The sequence below is a fragment of the Mucilaginibacter panaciglaebae genome, assembly GCF_039539265.1.
GTDB lineage: Bacteria > Bacteroidota > Bacteroidia > Sphingobacteriales > Sphingobacteriaceae > Mucilaginibacter > Mucilaginibacter panaciglaebae.
The window spans coordinates 24,983-41,813 of sequence record NZ_BAABCV010000001.1 but is presented as its reverse complement, the minus strand read 5'-3'; the positions used below and the strand labels follow the sequence as shown (position 1 = coordinate 41,813).

The following is a 16,831-nucleotide window of genomic DNA, read 5'->3' as shown; positions in this document are numbered from 1 at the left end:
TAAATCTGCATTTTTACGACATGCTATCTGATCCTATACGTCGCTGCCTTTTATTAGCTTTAATTGCCATAGGTTTTTTTTCCTGTAAGTTTGAAGATCCCATCCAAAATAAAATCTCATTTAACGCTGTAAAGGGCACCACTTTTATTGAGGTACGCCGCAGTTTTGATAATGGTTTGATATTTAACAAAGATGGTTATCAGTTGGCGCCTATCTGGAGGGTGAAGTTCTTATCGGATACCACAGCCGATGTTTATAATCCTGATAAAAAGGTCTTCTTAAAGTTCAGCGTTACCTTGGATCACGACTCGATATTCAATATTTCAGGTACCTGGCTTAAAGCAATGAAGGTAAGTAAGGATAGCCTGATATTCCAGGTGTTAAAGGTTGAGGGGAAAACGGTGTATTACGTGAAATCGAATGTATACATGACCTTGTATTCAGAAAACTATATCACTAACGTGTTGCATAGCACTATCGATGAACAACGCAAGCCTTTAAAACGCGACAGCGCGTACATCATCAAACGCACGGTTATTACCGACCTTAAAGCCGATAGCTTTTTTGCAGCCCGTAAGCCGGTGCAGATTACAAGAAGGAGCCCGCTGGCTACTGTCGAAAAGAAAGGGGTAGAGGCTGATGTTTTGAACAAGTGGGATAATTCTGACGAATATATGTTCCCCGAGTATAACGTCCATATTCGTAAAGCTTATGAAGATTTTAATTACTCATTCTGGGCTACAGTGGATACATTGGGGAATATCCACTATCAAAAGTCAATGATCTATGTAATGCCTGAATTTCAGAAGGCCACCGACCATGCTATCAGAGGGATATGCGACGGCTATATGAAAGCATATTTTAAAGTTATACCCGGCACCACGCTGGGCATTGAGCATAATAGCGCAATTGTGCTTAATATATCGGGTTCTAAAAAATAAAAGGCAGGAAAGTTATTACTTCCCTGCTTTAATATCATTTAAACTATTTCTTAGCTATAGGTTTTGCCGGTACTTTAGCAATCGGTTTAGCCAGAGCCGTTTTTGACGCAGTTGGTTTTGCTGCAGATTTTGCCGGTGCTTTTTCTGCCGGCTGCGTTTTAATAGGAGCGGTCACGACAGCAACTGCGGGCGTTTTAGCTACGCTTACCGGTGTTGCTTTCTTTGCCGGTGATAATGTGTTGTTTTTGACAGTACTTATTTTAGCTAATTTCTTAGCCAGGTTTTTAGCGGCTTTTTCTATTGATTTTTCAGCTTTTTTTAAACCCGGGCCTATTTCGCCAACTATAGTTTTTATTTGGGCCGAAATTTTATCGCTTAAATCTTTCTTTAATGTTTTCTTAGCTTTTTTGGCTTCAGAATTGGTTTTGGTTTTTTTCATATATGGTAAGGGGGCTTAAATAATATGTTTATTGTGACGCTGCAAAATTAGGTTAATACATTGTTTGTTTAATATTATGTTTATGTTAACAAAATACACTACAATAAGTTGCTGCTTAACATTAATTTATTTAAAGCTGTTGAACTTCAGTGTTTTGATGTTATAGAAATTGAATCAACGTTACGCTTGTTTACGATTAAAGTTATAAAGTTTGTTACGTCATCCTTCGATTTTGTCATCCAGTTTTAAACAAACGCCAGGGAACCATTTTATTAGTGACAAAATAATATTTGGCAGATTATTTGATTATTTTTGAGACCTGAAATTAACTACTCAGAAAATATCGCTAAATCCATATGGTACTAAAAGGTATCGTTATGGCTATTATTTATCTCATAAAGTATATTAAAAATGACAATTGGCGTTCCAAAGGAAATTAAAAACAACGAAAACCGTGTTGCCCTTACCCCTGCAGGTGTCGAAGTATTAATCGTAGCAGGCCACAAAGTATCTGTACAAAAAACCGCCGGCGAGGGCTCGGGCTTTACCGATGCCAGCTATGCAAAGGCCGGCGCAAACTTAGTTGAAACTGCGGCCGAAGCCTGGACTGCCGAAATGGTAATGAAGGTTAAAGAACCGATAGAATCGGAGTTCCAATATTTTCGCGACGACCTGGTGTTGTTTACGTACCTGCACCTGGCTGCTGAGCCAAAACTCACTGACGCTTTATTAAAAAGCAAAGTAACCGCAATTGCTTACGAAACTATTCAACTGCCAAACGGACAGTTGCCATTGCTTACCCCTATGAGCGAAGTGGCCGGCCGTATGGCCGTACAGGTAGGTGCCTGTTTTTTAGAAAAACCCAACGGAGGCAAAGGCGTATTGTTAAGCGGGGTTCCTGGTGTGCGCCGTGCTAAAGTTGCCATTATTGGCGGCGGTGTTGCAGGCACAAATGCTGCAAAAATTGCGGTAGGTTTGGGTGCCGAAGTAACTATTATTGATAATAATCTGAACAGGCTGCGTGAGTTGGACGATATTTTTGGTTACCAGGTATCAACCCTGGCGTCAAATGCCACTACGATAGCGGATACGGTTAAAAATTCTGATCTGGCTATTGGCGCAGTATTGATTCCGGGTGCGAAATCGCCTAAATTGGTTACAGAAGCTATGGTTGCCGCAATGGAGCCGGGATCGGTAATTGTTGATATCGCGATAGACCAGGGCGGCATGTTTGAAACGTCAGACCATGCTACTACACATGATAATCCGGTTTACGTGAAGCATGGCGTATTGCATTACTCGGTTGGTAATATGCCCGGTGCTGTGGCTCATACTTCAACTTTTGCCCTCACCAATGCCACTTTACAATACGCTTTGCAGATTGCCAATAAAGGCTACACGAAAGCATTCGCTGATAACCCGGCTTTACTAAAAGGATTGAATACTTATAAAGGAGCTGTTGCTTACAAAGCCGTTGCAGACGCCTATAAATACGAATATGTTGAAGCGGCTTTTTAAATATCAGGACTAAAAGATTAAAAGGCTTTGTTTGTAAAAACGAGGCCTTTTTTTATAGCTGTGGTTATTCTTCTATACTTATTAAGGTTGTGTGATTTGTTTATCACAATTATTTTGCGGTAATTCGGTATACCCAAATTATAACCCTAATATATTGTCTAAATGAATCACCTTTCTACCAGCGACTACATTGTATTCTTTATTTATTTTATTGTTGTTTCGGGCTACGGCTATTGGGTTTACCGCAGTAAGAAAAGCCAGAATGTTGACACGAAAGATTATTTCCTGGCTCAGGGATCATTAACATGGTGGGCCATAGGCGCTTCTATCATTGCTTCAAATATTTCGTCTGAGCATTTTATAGCTATGTCGGGGTCAGGCTTTGCTATGGGTTTGGCCATATCGAGCTATGAGTGGATGGCTGCTGCCACATTAATAATCGTTGCGGTATTTTTTCTGCCTATCTATATCAAAAATAAAATATATACCATGCCACAGTTCTTGTCGACACGGTATAACGATACGGTGAGCGGCGTGATGGCTATCATCTGGCTGCTGATCTACATTTTCGTAAACCTTACATCGATATTTTTTCTTGGCGCACTTGCTATTGAAACTATTACGGGTATTTCATTTAACTACTGCATTATCGCGTTAGCTATATTTTCGGTGTTCATCACTCTGGGCGGTATGAAGGTTATCGGTTATACCGACGTTATACAGGTGTTTGTATTGATAATGGGTGGATTGATTACCTGCTACAAAGCGTTAGACCTGGTCTCTGTCAAATTAGGTGCCCATACTGTAATGGGGGCATTACCTATCCTCAGAGAACAGGCATCAGATCACTTTCATATGATTTTCCATCCCGGCGATAAGTATTACGATGATTTGCCGGGTGTAGCAGTGCTAGCGGGTGGTCTATGGATCAATAACCTTAATTATTGGGGATGTAACCAATATATTGTCCAGCGCGCTCTGGGTGCCGATTTAAAGACAGGCCGCAGCGGCTTGATCTTTGCCGCCTTTCTTAAACTGTTGATCCCTGTAATAGTGGTTATCCCAGGTATAGCAGCTTATGTGTTATATCAGCATGGGTACTTTCATGCCGAGATGCTGGATAACGGTATATTGAAACCAGATCATGCCTACCCGACATTAATGAACCTGTTACCATCGGGCGTAAAAGGTTTAGCTTTTGCAGCTTTAACCGCGGCTATAGTTGCATCGTTAGCCGGTAAAAGTAATAGTATCGCTACCATATTTACTTTAGACATTTTTAAAAAATACATCGATAAAAAAGCGTCTGAACGTAAGTTGGTGTACGTAGGCCGTGTAGCCGTAATAGTTGCATCAATAGTGGCTATGGTTATTGCGCCCACACTGCGCACATTTGACCAGGTATATCAGTTTATCCAGGAATATGTCGGCTTTTTCTCGCCGGGGATATTTACTATTTTTCTGTTAGGATTTTTCTGGAAACGCACAACTTCTGCAGCAGCTTTAACTACGGCAATTGCTACTATACCGTTATCGGTAATATTCAAGTATCTGCCGCAGTTAAGCGGCGGTTATTTTGCGCCTATTCCATTCTTGCACCGCATGACCTGGGTTTTTGCTATTGTAATGTTGCTAACAATTGTCGTAACTTTATTAGATCCAAAAAGCAAAGAAAATAAACAAGCGTTAGAGGTAGACAGCAGCATGTTTAAAGTAACACCGGGTTTTATTATAGCGTCGGTAGCTATATGTGGTATACTGACAGCGCTTTACACTGTATTTTGGTAAATAAAAACAAAATAGTATGGAAAATATAAATGAAAAAGATCATTCGCCATTAGCAAATCTGGATGTATGGGAAGATGATGTTTTGCAAAGGTACCCCGAGGAAGGTCCGGCCAAAAAAAAGGAAGAGTTTAGAAATTATGACTCGCCCGAAAGAGACAGCGTTCGCGAATTTTATCGCCTTAATCATAAATATCAGACTTACGATAATGTGCTTGCTAAAAAAGCCAACTTCCTGAAGTTTGATAAAAAAGAAATGCCATGGTGGCAAGCAATGGAGTACCTCAATACTTTGGTTGATGATTCTGACCCTGATATTTCATTAGATCAATTACAACATTTGTTGCAAACTGCCGAAGCTATTCGCGCAGATGGCCATCCTGATTGGTTTGTGCTCACCGGTTTTATTCATGACTTAGGTAAAGTGCTTTGCCTGTTTGGCGAGCCGCAATGGAATGTAGTGGGCGATACCTTTCCGGTAGGGTGTGCTTTTTCTGACAAAATAGTTTATCCCGAGTTTTTTGCTGCTAATCCCGACATCCATGACGAACGTTTTAACACCAAATACGGCGTATACTCGCATCAATGTGGCTTAGACAAGGTGAATATGTCATGGGGACATGATGAGTACTTATATCAGATAACTAAAGATTACCTGCCTGAACCGGCCTTGTACATGATCCGTTATCATTCGTTTTATTCACAACATCGCGAGCATGCTTATGATCATTTGCTGAGTGCGCATGACCAGGAGATGTTTAAATGGGTAGACAAGTTCAATCCGTATGATTTGTATTCAAAAAGTCCGAAACCGCCTGTGGTTTCAGAACTTAAACCATATTACGAAGATTTGATTGCTAAATATTTGCCGGCGACGGTAAAATTATAGTCCCACATCAAAGAGCCTTTCAGTAACGAAGGGCTCTTTGCGTTTATATATCGTCCTAAATGAATCTAAGAATCTGCCTGGCCCTTTTATTTACACTCTTTATTTTTTCTGTGGATGCTCAGGATAAGCCAGGTGATTTGTACGCAGACACCTGGGTGGCAACTGACGCCTTAGGCCGCACTATGCCTACTATTGATCTGGTTGGCCCGGTAAAAAAGGATCATAAAAGGGTAGTGGGTATATTTTACATTACCTGGCACAGCGATAACTTGAATAAGTCAATAAGCGCACCTTATTCGGGTGACGTTACTAAAGTGCTGGCAGCCGATTCAAACGCGCGGCTGGACGCCAAAAATCCCCATTGGAAAGAACCTTCATACCACTGGGGCGAGCCGGAGATGGGGTACTTTTTAAGCCGGGATGAATATGTCATCCGTAAGGATATGTCAATGTTGACCGATGCCGGCGTGGATGTTTTGATATTTGACGTGACCAATGCCGTGCGCTACTGGGACGAATGGGATACCATTTTTAAGGTGATGGAAAAGATGAAGGCCGAAGGTAACAAGGTTCCGCAGTTTTGTTTCTGGGCTTTTAACGGGCCTGTGATCACTGTAGTGCAGGATCTGTATGATAAAATATATAAAGCCAATGAATATCCCGACTTATGGTTTTATTGGAATGGAAAGCCACTGCTGCTTTACAATGCCGACCCACAGGCTAAAGATGCAACAGGCAATGTGCAGAGAAATCCTAATCAGCATTACGAGGAAGCTGCTGTTACCGATAAAAACAATCCGCATTACGGCAATAAGTATTATACCCAAAAACTTTATACCGATTACCCACAGGAAGTAAAAGATTTTTTTACGGCCCGCAGCATGTGGTGGGGCTATTATAAATGGAACGGTAAACGTTACGTAGGCACAGAGGATAACTGGAGCTTCGGCTTTGATATGGGGAATAAAAAGGTGCGTAATTTACCTATAGATAGTTTAATGGCCACGCATAAAGGCGAGCGCGAAGAAATGGCAGTTACGCCTGCGCAACACCCGGCGAGTTTGGTAGGGAAATCATGGTCGCGGACGGGTGATGAGCCACAGCTGGATGCGCATGATCTGCCATTGCCAACTTATGTGCCCTGGTTAAAGAAAAAGGTGGAGCATCCCGAAGGATATGGTATTTATTTCCAGGAGCGGTGGGACGAAGCTATAAAAGCAGATCCGTCATTTTTATACATCAACGACTGGAACGAATGGACAGCGGGCAAATATCAGCCAGAGGCTGGCAAAACGTTTGACTTTATGCGCCGAAAGAACTCTTATTTTTTTGTAGATCAGTATAATGCAGAGTTCAATCGCGGCATACAACCGATGAAAGGCGGCTATACGGACAACTATTATATGCAAATGGCCGAAAACATAAGGCGTTATAAAGGTGTACGGCCCATACCGGAATTAAAAGGCATTGCTCATATTAAGATCGACGGTAATTTTAGCGATTGGAATGCAATAAAAACCGAATACCGCGATACCAAAGGCGATGTAATCCATCGTGATTATGACGGTTACGGCGGTTTGCATTATCGCGACACCTCAGGTCGCAACGACATTACAACTTGTAAGGTAGCTGTGGATAATGCCAATATCAATTTTTACGCAGAGACAGATCAGCCGTTAACGTCATCAAAGGATAATAACTGGATGCTGTTGTTTATCGATGCCGATAAAAATTCAAACACCGGCTGGTATGGATACGATTATATGGTAAACAAAAAGGTGATTGATAGTAAAAATACCACGTTGATGTATTATGAACCAAAAGCCCCCGGCGACCATTGGGTGGCTGTAGCTAAGGTAAACTACCGGTATGCTGGCAATAAGCTTGAGGTGGCTATCCCCAGATCATTGCTTAAACTGACGGGCAAAGCCTTAACTTTTGATTATCATTGGTGCGATAACCCGGCCAACCTGATCGATCCGATATCATTAAGTACCAGCGGTGACAGCGCACCCAATCGCAGGTTCAATTATCGCGTTAGCTGGAAAAACTAAATGCTAAATTGATCGCCCGAAGTTGGCCTGACGCTGATCTTTACAGTTTTGGCGCCCAAATTCGCATGTGTGGCTTTTAAAACGATACTGCCAGAGCTGTTGGTTTTACTCTTTATCCAAATTGCTGCTGCGCCACCGCTTTCTGCCAGATTAAATGGATTATCTCCAACTATTGAAGCCGGTCCGCTGATCTCAAAATCGACTTTGCCTACAGCGAAGGGTCGCGGTGCGCCGTATTTGTCGGTTATTCTGAAAACAATTTTGGTAGCATCAGAGCCATCGCCTAAAATCTCTTTATCATCGGTCATTAAAAAGAACTGATCCTGCTTTATATCTGCGGAAAAAGAACGAGAGGTGATCTTCGAGCCGTTCAGATACCCATCTATTTTTAACAATATAGGTTTAGCGTCTGTAAATTCAAGATCAACAAAGAAGGGTGGGTGTTTCAGATTACCATAGTTAGTGATATCTGGTTTTACGGTGGCATGCTCGCTGTCGTCTACAAATAATCTTAACTCGTCACAGTTTGAGAATATGGCAACATTCTTCCCCGGTCCGTTTGGCGATTTCTTACCGAAGTCCCAGTAAAAGTTCGGATGAATTACGGCGCCATTCTTCGGATCGCCCTGCGACATATAAAACGTTGCGCCTAATTTTGGTATCCGGAAAACATCGGCTACGCCCGGATATTTTACTGCCCGATACTGATTGAGCAAACTGGCATATTCAAATGCGCACCAGGCAATAACACCGCTGTTACGCGGATCGGCAGCGGCTTTGTGATGTGCTTGTGCATGTACAATAGCTTGCAGCTGCTGAAAATTTAAGTCGGCTGAACGGCGATAATAGGCATTGAAATACTTACGCGCCGGATAGTTATATTGGCCCACTGCCTCGGCAAGAAAATATGGATAACCTTCCACAGCTTTCAGAATACCCACGCTGCCGTCCGGCTCAGAATGGTAATCGTCAAAAGCAAAAACGTCTTCATGCCAGTTGCGCTCCCAGTTTTTGCGCGAGTCGGGTGTCATAGAACCAGAGGTTGGCCTTGAGCCGTCTAATTCTTTGGCAATAGCCTTAGTTTTGTGATAAAGCTCTACATCGTTTGGCGACTCATTAACCCGAGTGCCCCAGATGATAACAGCTGGGTGATTGCGGTCTCGGATGATCATGTCCCTGGTGTTTTGCAGTAAGATGGCTTTCCACTCATCGTCGCCGATATATTGCCAGCCGGGAACTTCTTCCCAGGCCATTAAACCCAATTCGTCGCAGGCATCCAGAAAGGCTTCGTTCTGCGGGTAATGCGAACAGCGCACGACGTTGCAGTTAAACAGTTTCTTCAATATTTCGGCATCCTTACGTATCACACGCCCAGGCATGGCATATCCCACATATGGATACACTTCATGGCGGTTTAAACCGAACAATCGCAGCTTTTTGCCGTTCAGGTAAAATCCATCCAATTCAAATTTAGCTTCGCGGAAACCTATGCGCGTTTTATGGTTATGGATAGGCTGGCCTTCGGCCGATACTGTAGTGATCACATCATACAGCTTAGGGTTGTCTACATGCCATAAAGTGATGTTTGTTATTTTGGTTAAGCTAAGATCCAATTCGGTTTGTCCCGCTTTAGCTATGTTAATCATTTTTTCAGTGTAGGTGATGACTTTGTCACCGTCGATCAGTTTAACATTCACCATTACTGTTTTACCCGCCAAAGCTGAATCAAGGGTGCATTTGATATCAATACGTCTGTTAGGCTTTAAAACATCAACCGGTTTAGCAAATACGTCGCTAAGGAATATTTGCGGCACGGCCTCCAAACTCACCGGGCGATGGATGCCGCCAACTTCCAGGTAGTCTACAGCCTTGGTGCCTTGTTTAGAACCATCAGGCGGTACATTGAGCCATCTCGAGTCAACTTTAATAGCTAAGATATTTTGGCCTGATTTAACCAAGTCGGTAATTTCATATTTAAAAGGTAAATAGCCGCCCTGATGTTCAGCTAACTCATGGCCATTAACACTGGGTGTGGCGCTAACCATTACGCCTTCAAAATGGAGGAAGAGCCTAAAACCTTTCAATTGTTCAGGTATAGTGAAATGCCGGCGGTAAATCCAGATGTCCTGCCATTTTTCCGGGTCCCAATCCTGCCATGAAAGATCACCAGCCACAGTATGTGGAATAGTAATTGGTTTGAAACCGGAGTCGTCAAAATCGGCAGCCGCAGCAGCCGGGGTAAATTTACCGCCGAATAGCCAATGCTGATCCAAAGAAAACTTGAGTATCGCCGCGCCTCTTTTAGCAGTTGCATTGCGGGTAGTTACGCAGCTCAATAAAGTGCCAGAACTCAGGGCCACCATTCCGACGGCACAGTTTTGTATAAAATTTCTTCGAGAGTAACTGTGGTCCTCAGCAATTGGATCGGCCGGCATAACTGTTAATAATTGGGTTAAAATTGGTTTGTTGCTGATGCAAGCGCATCTGTGCGAAAAATAGGTATTTTTAAATAAAAATGGAACCTGATTTAATTTTGCATCTTATATTTTACAGAATTGATATGGTCAGAACAAGTGTTATTTTAAAGATTGCAACTATCGCTAGTTGCAAAATATCGGTATCTTTACATTACAAATACCGCCCCAATCATCATCTTACATTAATGAACATACATATGAAATTTAAATTTATCCTTACATTACTCATATCAACTGGTGCTTTAATGGCGAGTGCGCAGCGCCCTGCACCAGATAGCGAAGCCACTAAAGGTGGCGAACTGACCATTCAGCCCATAAACCATGCAACCCTGGTACTAACCTATCAGCATAAAAATATTTATGTAGACCCGGTTGGCGGTGCTGATGCTTTCAAAGGCGAATCTGCGCCGGATATGATCATAATTACCGATATCCACGGCGATCACTTCGACCCTAAAACTATTGAGGCTGTCAATACCAAACATGCTATTTTGTTGGTGCCTCAAGCTGTGGCAGATAAACTGCCGGCGACTACAGATAAAACTAACCTGGTGATCCTGAAAAATGGTGAGACTACCCACAAACTGAATATTTCAATAACCGCTATACCCATGTATAATTTGCCTGAATCGCCTACGGCCTTTCACACTAAGGGCAGGGGTAACGGCTACGTGCTCACTATAGGTGGTAAAAAAGTTTATATCTCGGGCGATACAGCTGATATTCCGGAAATGCGCACATTGAAAGGCATCGACATTGCTTTTGTATGTATGAATCTGCCATATACTATGGACGTAAAAACTGCAGCCGGCGGCGTGCTGGCATTTAAGCCGAAAGTAGTTTATCCATACCACTACCGCGGACAAGATGTCAACGAATTTAAAAGGCTGGTGAATGCTGGTGACAAAAACATTGAGGTCAGGCTGCGAGATTGGTACGCCAAATAACATAGCTAAGAAGCCCCGGCAACTGCCCGGGGCTTCTTGTTTTTTAATAATGATCAGGTAATACCGTCTTAATATTTTATCTTGTCCTTTGATTTTTTAATTATTAAACCTGATTATGGAAAGAAGATCGGCCCTGAAAAACCTGGGTGGCCTGTTGCTGGCCCCTTCATTGACGTTTGGATCTGATACAGCTAAAAAGAAGCGCTCGCTGCGCATCGCGCACATTACCGATGTGCATTTAAAAGATAAATACGATGCCCCGGCCAAGTTTGCTAAGTGCCTGCATCATTTGCAGCAGCAAAACCCTAAGCCCGATTTGGTACTGAACGGTGGCGACTTTGTGTTTGATATGAACAAGGAGAATCTCAGCACCATCAATGATCAGTGGAACCTGGTAACTGGTCTCTATAAATCTGAATGCGGCATAGCGGCACATTCTTGCCTGGGTAATCATGACATATGGTGGTTTGAGAATAACAAAGGGCAGGCGGTTTATGGTAAGCAGTATGCGCTTGATCGCCTGAAACTGGCTAAGCCTTACTACAGCTTTAATCAGGCCGGATGGAAATTTATTTTATTGGATAGCGTGCACCTGGATATTGACGGCACGTGGTATATCGGCAAGCTGGGCGACGAACAATTTGACTGGCTTGAGAATGAGTTAAAAATTACCGATCCAAATATCCCTATACTGGTGCTATCACATATCCCTATACTTACAGCTACCAATTTGATCGAAGATAATATTGTTAATAAATGGGTGATGCTGGGTGGCGAAATGCATACCGATACAGCTAAGATCATCCGCCTGTTTTATCAGCATCCCAACGTGAAACTTTGCCTGAGCGGGCACATCCACCTGCGCGAGAAGTTGGTGTATAACAACGTAACCTATATTTGCAACGGTGCGGTTTGCGGAGCCTGGTGGGAGGGCAACAGACGTGAAACCGCTCCCGGTTACGGCATAATCGACCTGTATGCCGACGGTACTTTTGAAGAGCAGTATGTGAATTACCTTGTCTAATTACCAGTGTAACCAATGCCTGCTGTTTCACTAAAAAGTGAAACACTTTGAAACAGTTGAAACACTTTTTTGACTTAATATGCTGTAAATAAGTTGATTATAAAAATCGAGTGAAACACTTTGAAACAGTAGTAAAGGTTTAGCTGAATGTATTTAAGTTGTTGTAGAACAGCTTGTTAAGCTATTTTTGGCGCTGTTTCAATATTGACGGTGAAACACCTGAAGTGAAACAGCAAAAAAATTAGAAATAAATAATCAAACACAAGTTGACAGCTATGAATTTTTATATGTTATAGTCCTCCAACTTTAGTTAGGCGATGTTTTTTTGATATTTTCATAATCCTATCTTTGGATCTATTTCCAAAATGCACCGGCTTATACAACATATTCAAAAAGTTAACCGCAATACCGGCATACCGGATGATCTCATCTTATCCTTTTTTGAAACAAAGACATTCAAAAAAAAGGAAATTTTGCAGGAAGAAGGCGAGCGTTGCTCATCCTATTTTTTTGTAGTAAAGGGATGCCTTCGCTTGTTTTTTCTGGATCGTAACGGCGCGGAGCAAACTTTGCAGTTTGCCTTAGAAGACTGGTGGATGACCGATATGGATGCTTTCAGAACCGGGCGCAACTCGGCTTACAGTATACAGGCTATGGAGGCGACAGAAGTGTTGTGCATTACACCTGCTAATTATGAGCTGATATTAAGCAGGTTCCCGTTTGTCGAAAGCTATTTCAGGGCGGTGTACGAACGCGCTTATGCCGCATCATTACTTCGTATCCGGATGATATCAAGAATGCCTAAGGATGAGTTTTATAAACTGTTTCAATCTAAATACCCTGATTTTATTCAACGGATTCCACAAAAAGTACTGGCTTCTTTTTTAGGCTTTACGCCCGAGTATCTCAGTGAGTTACGGAAAAATAAAGTAAAATCAAATAATTCATGACCGAACAACTATACCGGCATATTCAAAAATTAGTTCCCGCTTTTAACGTCGAGCGCAGCCTTTTACAACCATTCTTCAAAACCAAACTGATCAAAAAGGATGAATTACTGTTGAAAGAGGGAGAGACCTGTGATACTATTTACTTTGTTGATCAAGGCGGCTTGTATATGTTTTATAACGACCATAGCCACAGACAGGTAGTTCATTTTGCGTTAGAAAACTGGTGGATAACAGATTATAAAACCTTCTCTGATGGTAAACCTGCTGTTTACTCGATAGCAGCGATGGAGGATTCTGAGATCACTTATATCAACAGAAAAGAATACGAAATTCTTTTATCGCAACTTCCGCTGCTGGCATTGTATTTTAACCAGCTACACGAAAGGGCCTATGGAGCTGCCTTGTTTAAACAAAAAACATTTGCAACTGTATCAAAAGAAGATTTTTACCGGCAGTTCAGGCGTAATTATCCTGAACTGACAGGCAGAATTCCCGATGCTGTTTTTGCTTCCTATATGGGTATTTCGCCTGAGTTTTTAAAGGAATTACAGGGCGCCTTCATTTCTTAAACCAGCTTAAGTTTTTCCGGCACAGCTATTTTCATCTTTGTATCATACAGATAACCAAAAGAAAAAAGATATGAAAATAGTAGTTATCGGCGGTACCGGCCTTATCGGTAGTCAGGTGGTAAAACAGTTGCAACAAACTGAACACGAAGTAGTAGTGGCATCGCCCAACACAGGGGTTAACACCCTGACCGGCGAAGGCGTAAAAGAGGCGCTGCAGGGCGCACAGGTTGTGGTGGATGTTTCAAATTCGCCATCGTTTGACGATGAGCCCGTGATGAATTTTTTTAAGACCTCTAACCAGAATCTGTTACCGGCAGAAAAGGCGGCAGGTGTGCAGCATCATATAGCTTTATCCGTAGTGGGTACACAGAAACTACAGGAGAGTGGCTATTTCAGAGCTAAACAGGTGCAGGAAGACATGATCCAAGCATCCGGTATTCCGTATACTATTGTTCATGCAACCCAATTCTTCGAATTTGCCGGCGGCATTGTCTATATGAGTATGGCCGATGGAAAGGTTGTGTTGCCTGATGCTACTATCCAGCCCATTGCCAGTAAAGACGTAGCTTCTTTTATGGCCCGCACTGCTTTAGCCGCACCGGCCAATAAGATATTGGAAATAGGCGGCCCGCAAAAATATTACATGGCCGACTGGATCAAAGAATATATACAGGCAACACATAAAAACCTGGAAGTAGGCGCCGATGCCAAAGCATTATACTCAGGCGCAGCCATCAGTGCCGATACGATAGTGCCCGAAGCTGCTGTTTGGCTGGGCGAAACCCATTATAGCGATTGGATAGCCGTGCCTGAAAACCAACGATAAGAAAGCATGATATATAAAGGCCTTTCGGGATCCGAAAGGCCTTTATTACCGATAACGGGAAATTTACATAATCGCCCTCGTGAATAGAAATATGACAAACCGTCCCACCGACCTTACTCAATACCGTGGTCGTGGCTGTATTTTTAGATAACCATATGTTCATTATTTGATTACAATTTAAACTTAATTCCGCCATTGACGACAAAACCGTCCAAAGGCGCATAAATGTCCTTAAAGTCAGGATTGGTCATACTGCCGGTATAAATAGCATCAAACTTGGTTTGCCGGGTATCCGTTAAGTTTTCAAAATTGATAAACAGCGAAAACCGCTCCCATATTTTTTCAGCCATAAGTCCTGCTGTCCAATAACCCCGGCCAGTCGTTCCGTCATTTAATAACTGCGGGCTGAAATAATAGGCTTCCGCACCGATCTTGAATCTATCCTCAAGCTCATAGACCAGCACATTATTCAACCTGTTTTTAGAAACCAAAGGATAGGTGGAAATGGTGTTATTTGTATGCTGTGTTACATCAGCCAGCGTATAGCCCAGGAACAGCCTGAAGTTTCCATAAGTCAATTTGACATTGGTTTCCATTCCTTTGGTGTTCAGGTCGCCCTGCGGTTGCAGGTACTGTAGATCGCCATTGGTTAATGGAGTAAGAATTATAGGATTATTTATACGGGTATAAAAGAAAAGCTGGTTAATGCTGAAACTTACCTGGTCATTAAATAATCCTGCCTTGTAAGTAATATCATAATTGGCACCATAAGAGCGCTCCGCTTTAGTATTCGCCATACCTACCGGCAATACGTTCCTGAACTCAATGCGTTCCGCATCCTCTGTAAATACCGTTGGGGCTTTATAGCCTAAACCACCACCCAAACGCGTGGAGAAATGCGAATTGATTTTATACAAGCCTGAAATGCGCGGCAATACAAAAAAACCATATTCATTGTGGTAGTCACCCCTTAAACCGGATTCCAGAATTAATTTATCCGCGGCATTCCATGTGTTTTGTACAAAGGCACCTATCGTATTATAGTTGTAACTGCGTAAAGGGAAACTGCTGTTTTGATCTTCCTTAAAATTATCCGTTAGATAGTTCAGACCCGCCACCCAATCTGTTTTTTTACCATTATAAGCATAATTGGCTTCGTTATAAGTGGAAATCTGTACACCTGAAAAGCGATAACCTGGCAAATTGATACTGCGGTCAAAATAGCTGATGCTATTTTTAATTGTTAGCTTTTCTTTGTCATTCAATTTATGATCAAACTCCGCTTGTGAACTGTAACGTCCTGTTTTGTTTAATTCATAGTAAGAATGCTGCGCATCGCCATTGCCTTTGAGGTATTGCATATCTCCGCCGATACGATTTTCTATTGTAGCGTTGATTCCGGCAATCAATGTAGTTTTATGGTCCAGGTAAAAGAATAGTTTCGGATTTAAGGTGTAGCGGTTATATCTCGGAATGGCTGACAATCCAATATCGGATGGATCATAGGCAGTACTATGATTATAAGCAGCGTAGACCGTTGCGCCAATTTTGTCAAACTTCTGCGAGTAGAAACCGCTGGCATCCAGCCCTAATGCTGAATTGCCATTTAGTAAAAAGTCCAGGTGCCGTTCATCGGTTGGTGTTTTAGATACGAGGTTGACTAAACCCGCAATAGCACCGCCGCCATACAACGTTGAGGATGAGCCCTTAATGACTTCTACCTGTTTTAAATCCAGCGGGGCAATTTGCAATAAACCCAAACCGCCTGAAAACCCAGAATATAGCGGAAAACCATCGCGGATGATCTGCGTGTATTTACCATCCAGTCCCTGTATGCGGATACTGGAATTACCGCTGGTCGCCGAAGTTTGCTGCGTTTGGATACCGGTGCTTTCGGCCAGCATCATGCGAATGTCGCCGGGTTTCATATTGCCTTTTTCATCCAGTTCTTCACCGGAGATCACTTCGACACGGGTGGGAATATTGGCAATCGTGCGGCTGCTTCGGGTGGCACCGATCACTACGGCTTCCAGTTCCTGGCCCTCGCCTTTACCTGCTGATCGCAATAAGATCAGCACAGGCCCGGTTTGCGTTAGTGGAAAGGTCACTGTATCCAGTCGGGTTGCATAGCCTACGTAACTAAACCGCACGACCTGCTTACCATCAGGGATTTTGGTAAGCGTGACAAATCCGGCGGTATCAGAGGACGCTCCTACGGGTGTGCCCGGAATAGATGCAGTCGCGCCAATCAACGTTTCGTTTGTTTTGGCATCTTTAATGATAGCCTTGTAGGTATTTTGAGAATAAGCTATAACAGTATAAAGCAGTGCTATGATAAGCACGGTTATTTTTTTCATTAGAATGGTGATTAAGTTAAAACAGAAAAATTCAGCCTTGAGGCTGTAAAATCAT

13 protein-coding genes are annotated in these 16,831 nt (G+C 42.6%); 10 read left to right on the top strand and 3 right to left on the bottom strand.

All coding sequences use genetic code 11. The features are described 5' to 3' along the window. The first annotated feature begins 20 nt into the window (after positions 1 to 20). Complete coding sequence (locus tag ABD772_RS00205) at positions 21 to 941, top strand: hypothetical protein (RefSeq protein ID WP_345100116.1); 921 nt, start codon at positions 21 to 23, stop codon at positions 939 to 941. 43 nt (positions 942 to 984) lie between these two features. On the opposite strand, the gene ABD772_RS00200 is transcribed toward ABD772_RS00205, so the two are convergent. After that, on the bottom strand, positions 985 to 1,380 hold the full coding sequence (locus ABD772_RS00200) for a hypothetical protein (RefSeq protein WP_345100114.1): 396 nt from the start codon (positions 1,378 to 1,380) through the stop codon (positions 985 to 987). Between the two features lie 411 nt (positions 1,381 to 1,791). Here ABD772_RS00200 and ald point away from each other — a divergent pair, with 411 nt between their 5' ends. The 4 genes from ald to ABD772_RS00180 all read left to right on the top strand — a co-directional run bounded on the left by ald (position 1,792) and on the right by ABD772_RS00180 (position 7,626). Then, positions 1,792 to 2,898 carry an alanine dehydrogenase gene (gene ald / locus ABD772_RS00195; RefSeq protein WP_345100112.1) on the top strand — a complete coding sequence of 369 codons (1,107 nt, stop codon included), beginning with the start codon at positions 1,792 to 1,794 and terminating at the stop codon, positions 2,896 to 2,898. A gap of 162 nt (positions 2,899 to 3,060) precedes the next feature. After that, positions 3,061 to 4,686 carry a sodium/sugar symporter gene (locus ABD772_RS00190; protein WP_345100110.1) on the top strand — a complete coding sequence of 542 codons (1,626 nt, stop codon included), beginning with the start codon at positions 3,061 to 3,063 and terminating at the stop codon, positions 4,684 to 4,686. Between the two features lie 16 nt (positions 4,687 to 4,702). Continuing rightward, positions 4,703 to 5,572 (top strand): inositol oxygenase family protein, encoded by an 870-nt coding sequence (locus ABD772_RS00185; RefSeq protein ID WP_345100108.1) that lies wholly within the window; start codon positions 4,703 to 4,705, stop codon positions 5,570 to 5,572. A gap of 59 nt (positions 5,573 to 5,631) precedes the next feature. After that, positions 5,632 to 7,626, top strand: coding sequence for a glycoside hydrolase family 71/99 protein (locus tag ABD772_RS00180; protein WP_345100106.1), 1,995 nt, complete (start codon positions 5,632 to 5,634; stop codon positions 7,624 to 7,626). Here the strand turns inward: ABD772_RS00180 and ABD772_RS00175 are convergent. Continuing rightward, a complete protein-coding gene (locus ABD772_RS00175) occupies positions 7,623 to 10,061 on the bottom strand; it encodes a glycoside hydrolase family 2 protein (protein WP_345100104.1) in 2,439 nt (812 codons plus the stop codon). The two genes, ABD772_RS00180 and ABD772_RS00175, sit on opposite strands and share 4 nt — an antisense overlap. 239 nt (positions 10,062 to 10,300) lie before the next feature. Here ABD772_RS00175 and ABD772_RS00170 point away from each other — a divergent pair, with 239 nt between their 5' ends. The 5 genes from ABD772_RS00170 (at position 10,301) to ABD772_RS00150 (ending at position 14,419) form a co-directional block, all read left to right on the top strand. Continuing rightward, positions 10,301 to 11,050 carry an MBL fold metallo-hydrolase gene (locus ABD772_RS00170; RefSeq protein WP_345100102.1) on the top strand — a complete coding sequence of 250 codons (750 nt, stop codon included), beginning with the start codon at positions 10,301 to 10,303 and terminating at the stop codon, positions 11,048 to 11,050. Between the two features lie 115 nt (positions 11,051 to 11,165). Beyond that, positions 11,166 to 12,074, top strand: coding sequence for a metallophosphoesterase family protein (locus ABD772_RS00165; RefSeq protein WP_345100100.1), 909 nt, complete (start codon positions 11,166 to 11,168; stop codon positions 12,072 to 12,074). 365 nt (positions 12,075 to 12,439) lie between these two features. Next, positions 12,440 to 13,024: a Crp/Fnr family transcriptional regulator gene (locus tag ABD772_RS00160; RefSeq protein WP_345100098.1), complete on the top strand. Its 585-nt coding sequence runs from the start codon at positions 12,440 to 12,442 to the stop codon at positions 13,022 to 13,024. Next, complete coding sequence (locus ABD772_RS00155; RefSeq protein ID WP_345100096.1) at positions 13,021 to 13,593, top strand: Crp/Fnr family transcriptional regulator; 573 nt, start codon at positions 13,021 to 13,023, stop codon at positions 13,591 to 13,593. The genes ABD772_RS00160 and ABD772_RS00155 overlap by 4 nt, the downstream gene beginning before the upstream one ends. Before the next feature lie 70 nt (positions 13,594 to 13,663). Next, positions 13,664 to 14,419, top strand: coding sequence for an SDR family oxidoreductase (locus ABD772_RS00150; protein WP_345100094.1), 756 nt, complete (start codon positions 13,664 to 13,666; stop codon positions 14,417 to 14,419). Between the two features lie 170 nt (positions 14,420 to 14,589). Here the strand turns inward: ABD772_RS00150 and ABD772_RS00145 are convergent, their stop codons facing one another. After that, complete coding sequence (locus ABD772_RS00145; RefSeq protein WP_345100092.1) at positions 14,590 to 16,776, bottom strand: TonB-dependent receptor; 2,187 nt, start codon at positions 16,774 to 16,776, stop codon at positions 14,590 to 14,592. Positions 16,777 to 16,831: the final 55 nt, after the last annotated feature.

What these genes read in the sequence shown, in the direction of transcription:
- ABD772_RS00205 (WP_345100116.1), top strand. Translation starts at nt 21, where the DNA reads ATGCTATCTGATCCTATACGTCGCTGCCTTTTATTAGCTTTAATTGCC.
- ABD772_RS00200 (WP_345100114.1), bottom strand. Translation starts at nt 1,380, where the DNA reads ATGAAAAAAACCAAAACCAATTCTGAAGCCAAAAAAGCTAAGAAAACA.
- ald (WP_345100112.1), top strand. Translation starts at nt 1,792, where the DNA reads ATGACAATTGGCGTTCCAAAGGAAATTAAAAACAACGAAAACCGTGTT.
- ABD772_RS00190 (WP_345100110.1), top strand. Translation starts at nt 3,061, where the DNA reads ATGAATCACCTTTCTACCAGCGACTACATTGTATTCTTTATTTATTTT.
- ABD772_RS00185 (WP_345100108.1), top strand. Translation starts at nt 4,703, where the DNA reads ATGGAAAATATAAATGAAAAAGATCATTCGCCATTAGCAAATCTGGAT.
- ABD772_RS00180 (WP_345100106.1), top strand. Translation starts at nt 5,632, where the DNA reads ATGAATCTAAGAATCTGCCTGGCCCTTTTATTTACACTCTTTATTTTT.
- ABD772_RS00175 (WP_345100104.1), bottom strand. Translation starts at nt 10,061, where the DNA reads ATGCCGGCCGATCCAATTGCTGAGGACCACAGTTACTCTCGAAGAAAT.
- ABD772_RS00170 (WP_345100102.1), top strand. Translation starts at nt 10,301, where the DNA reads ATGAAATTTAAATTTATCCTTACATTACTCATATCAACTGGTGCTTTA.
- ABD772_RS00165 (WP_345100100.1), top strand. Translation starts at nt 11,166, where the DNA reads ATGGAAAGAAGATCGGCCCTGAAAAACCTGGGTGGCCTGTTGCTGGCC.
- ABD772_RS00160 (WP_345100098.1), top strand. Translation starts at nt 12,440, where the DNA reads ATGCACCGGCTTATACAACATATTCAAAAAGTTAACCGCAATACCGGC.
- ABD772_RS00155 (WP_345100096.1), top strand. Translation starts at nt 13,021, where the DNA reads ATGACCGAACAACTATACCGGCATATTCAAAAATTAGTTCCCGCTTTT.
- ABD772_RS00150 (WP_345100094.1), top strand. Translation starts at nt 13,664, where the DNA reads ATGAAAATAGTAGTTATCGGCGGTACCGGCCTTATCGGTAGTCAGGTG.
- ABD772_RS00145 (WP_345100092.1), bottom strand. Translation starts at nt 16,776, where the DNA reads ATGAAAAAAATAACCGTGCTTATCATAGCACTGCTTTATACTGTTATA.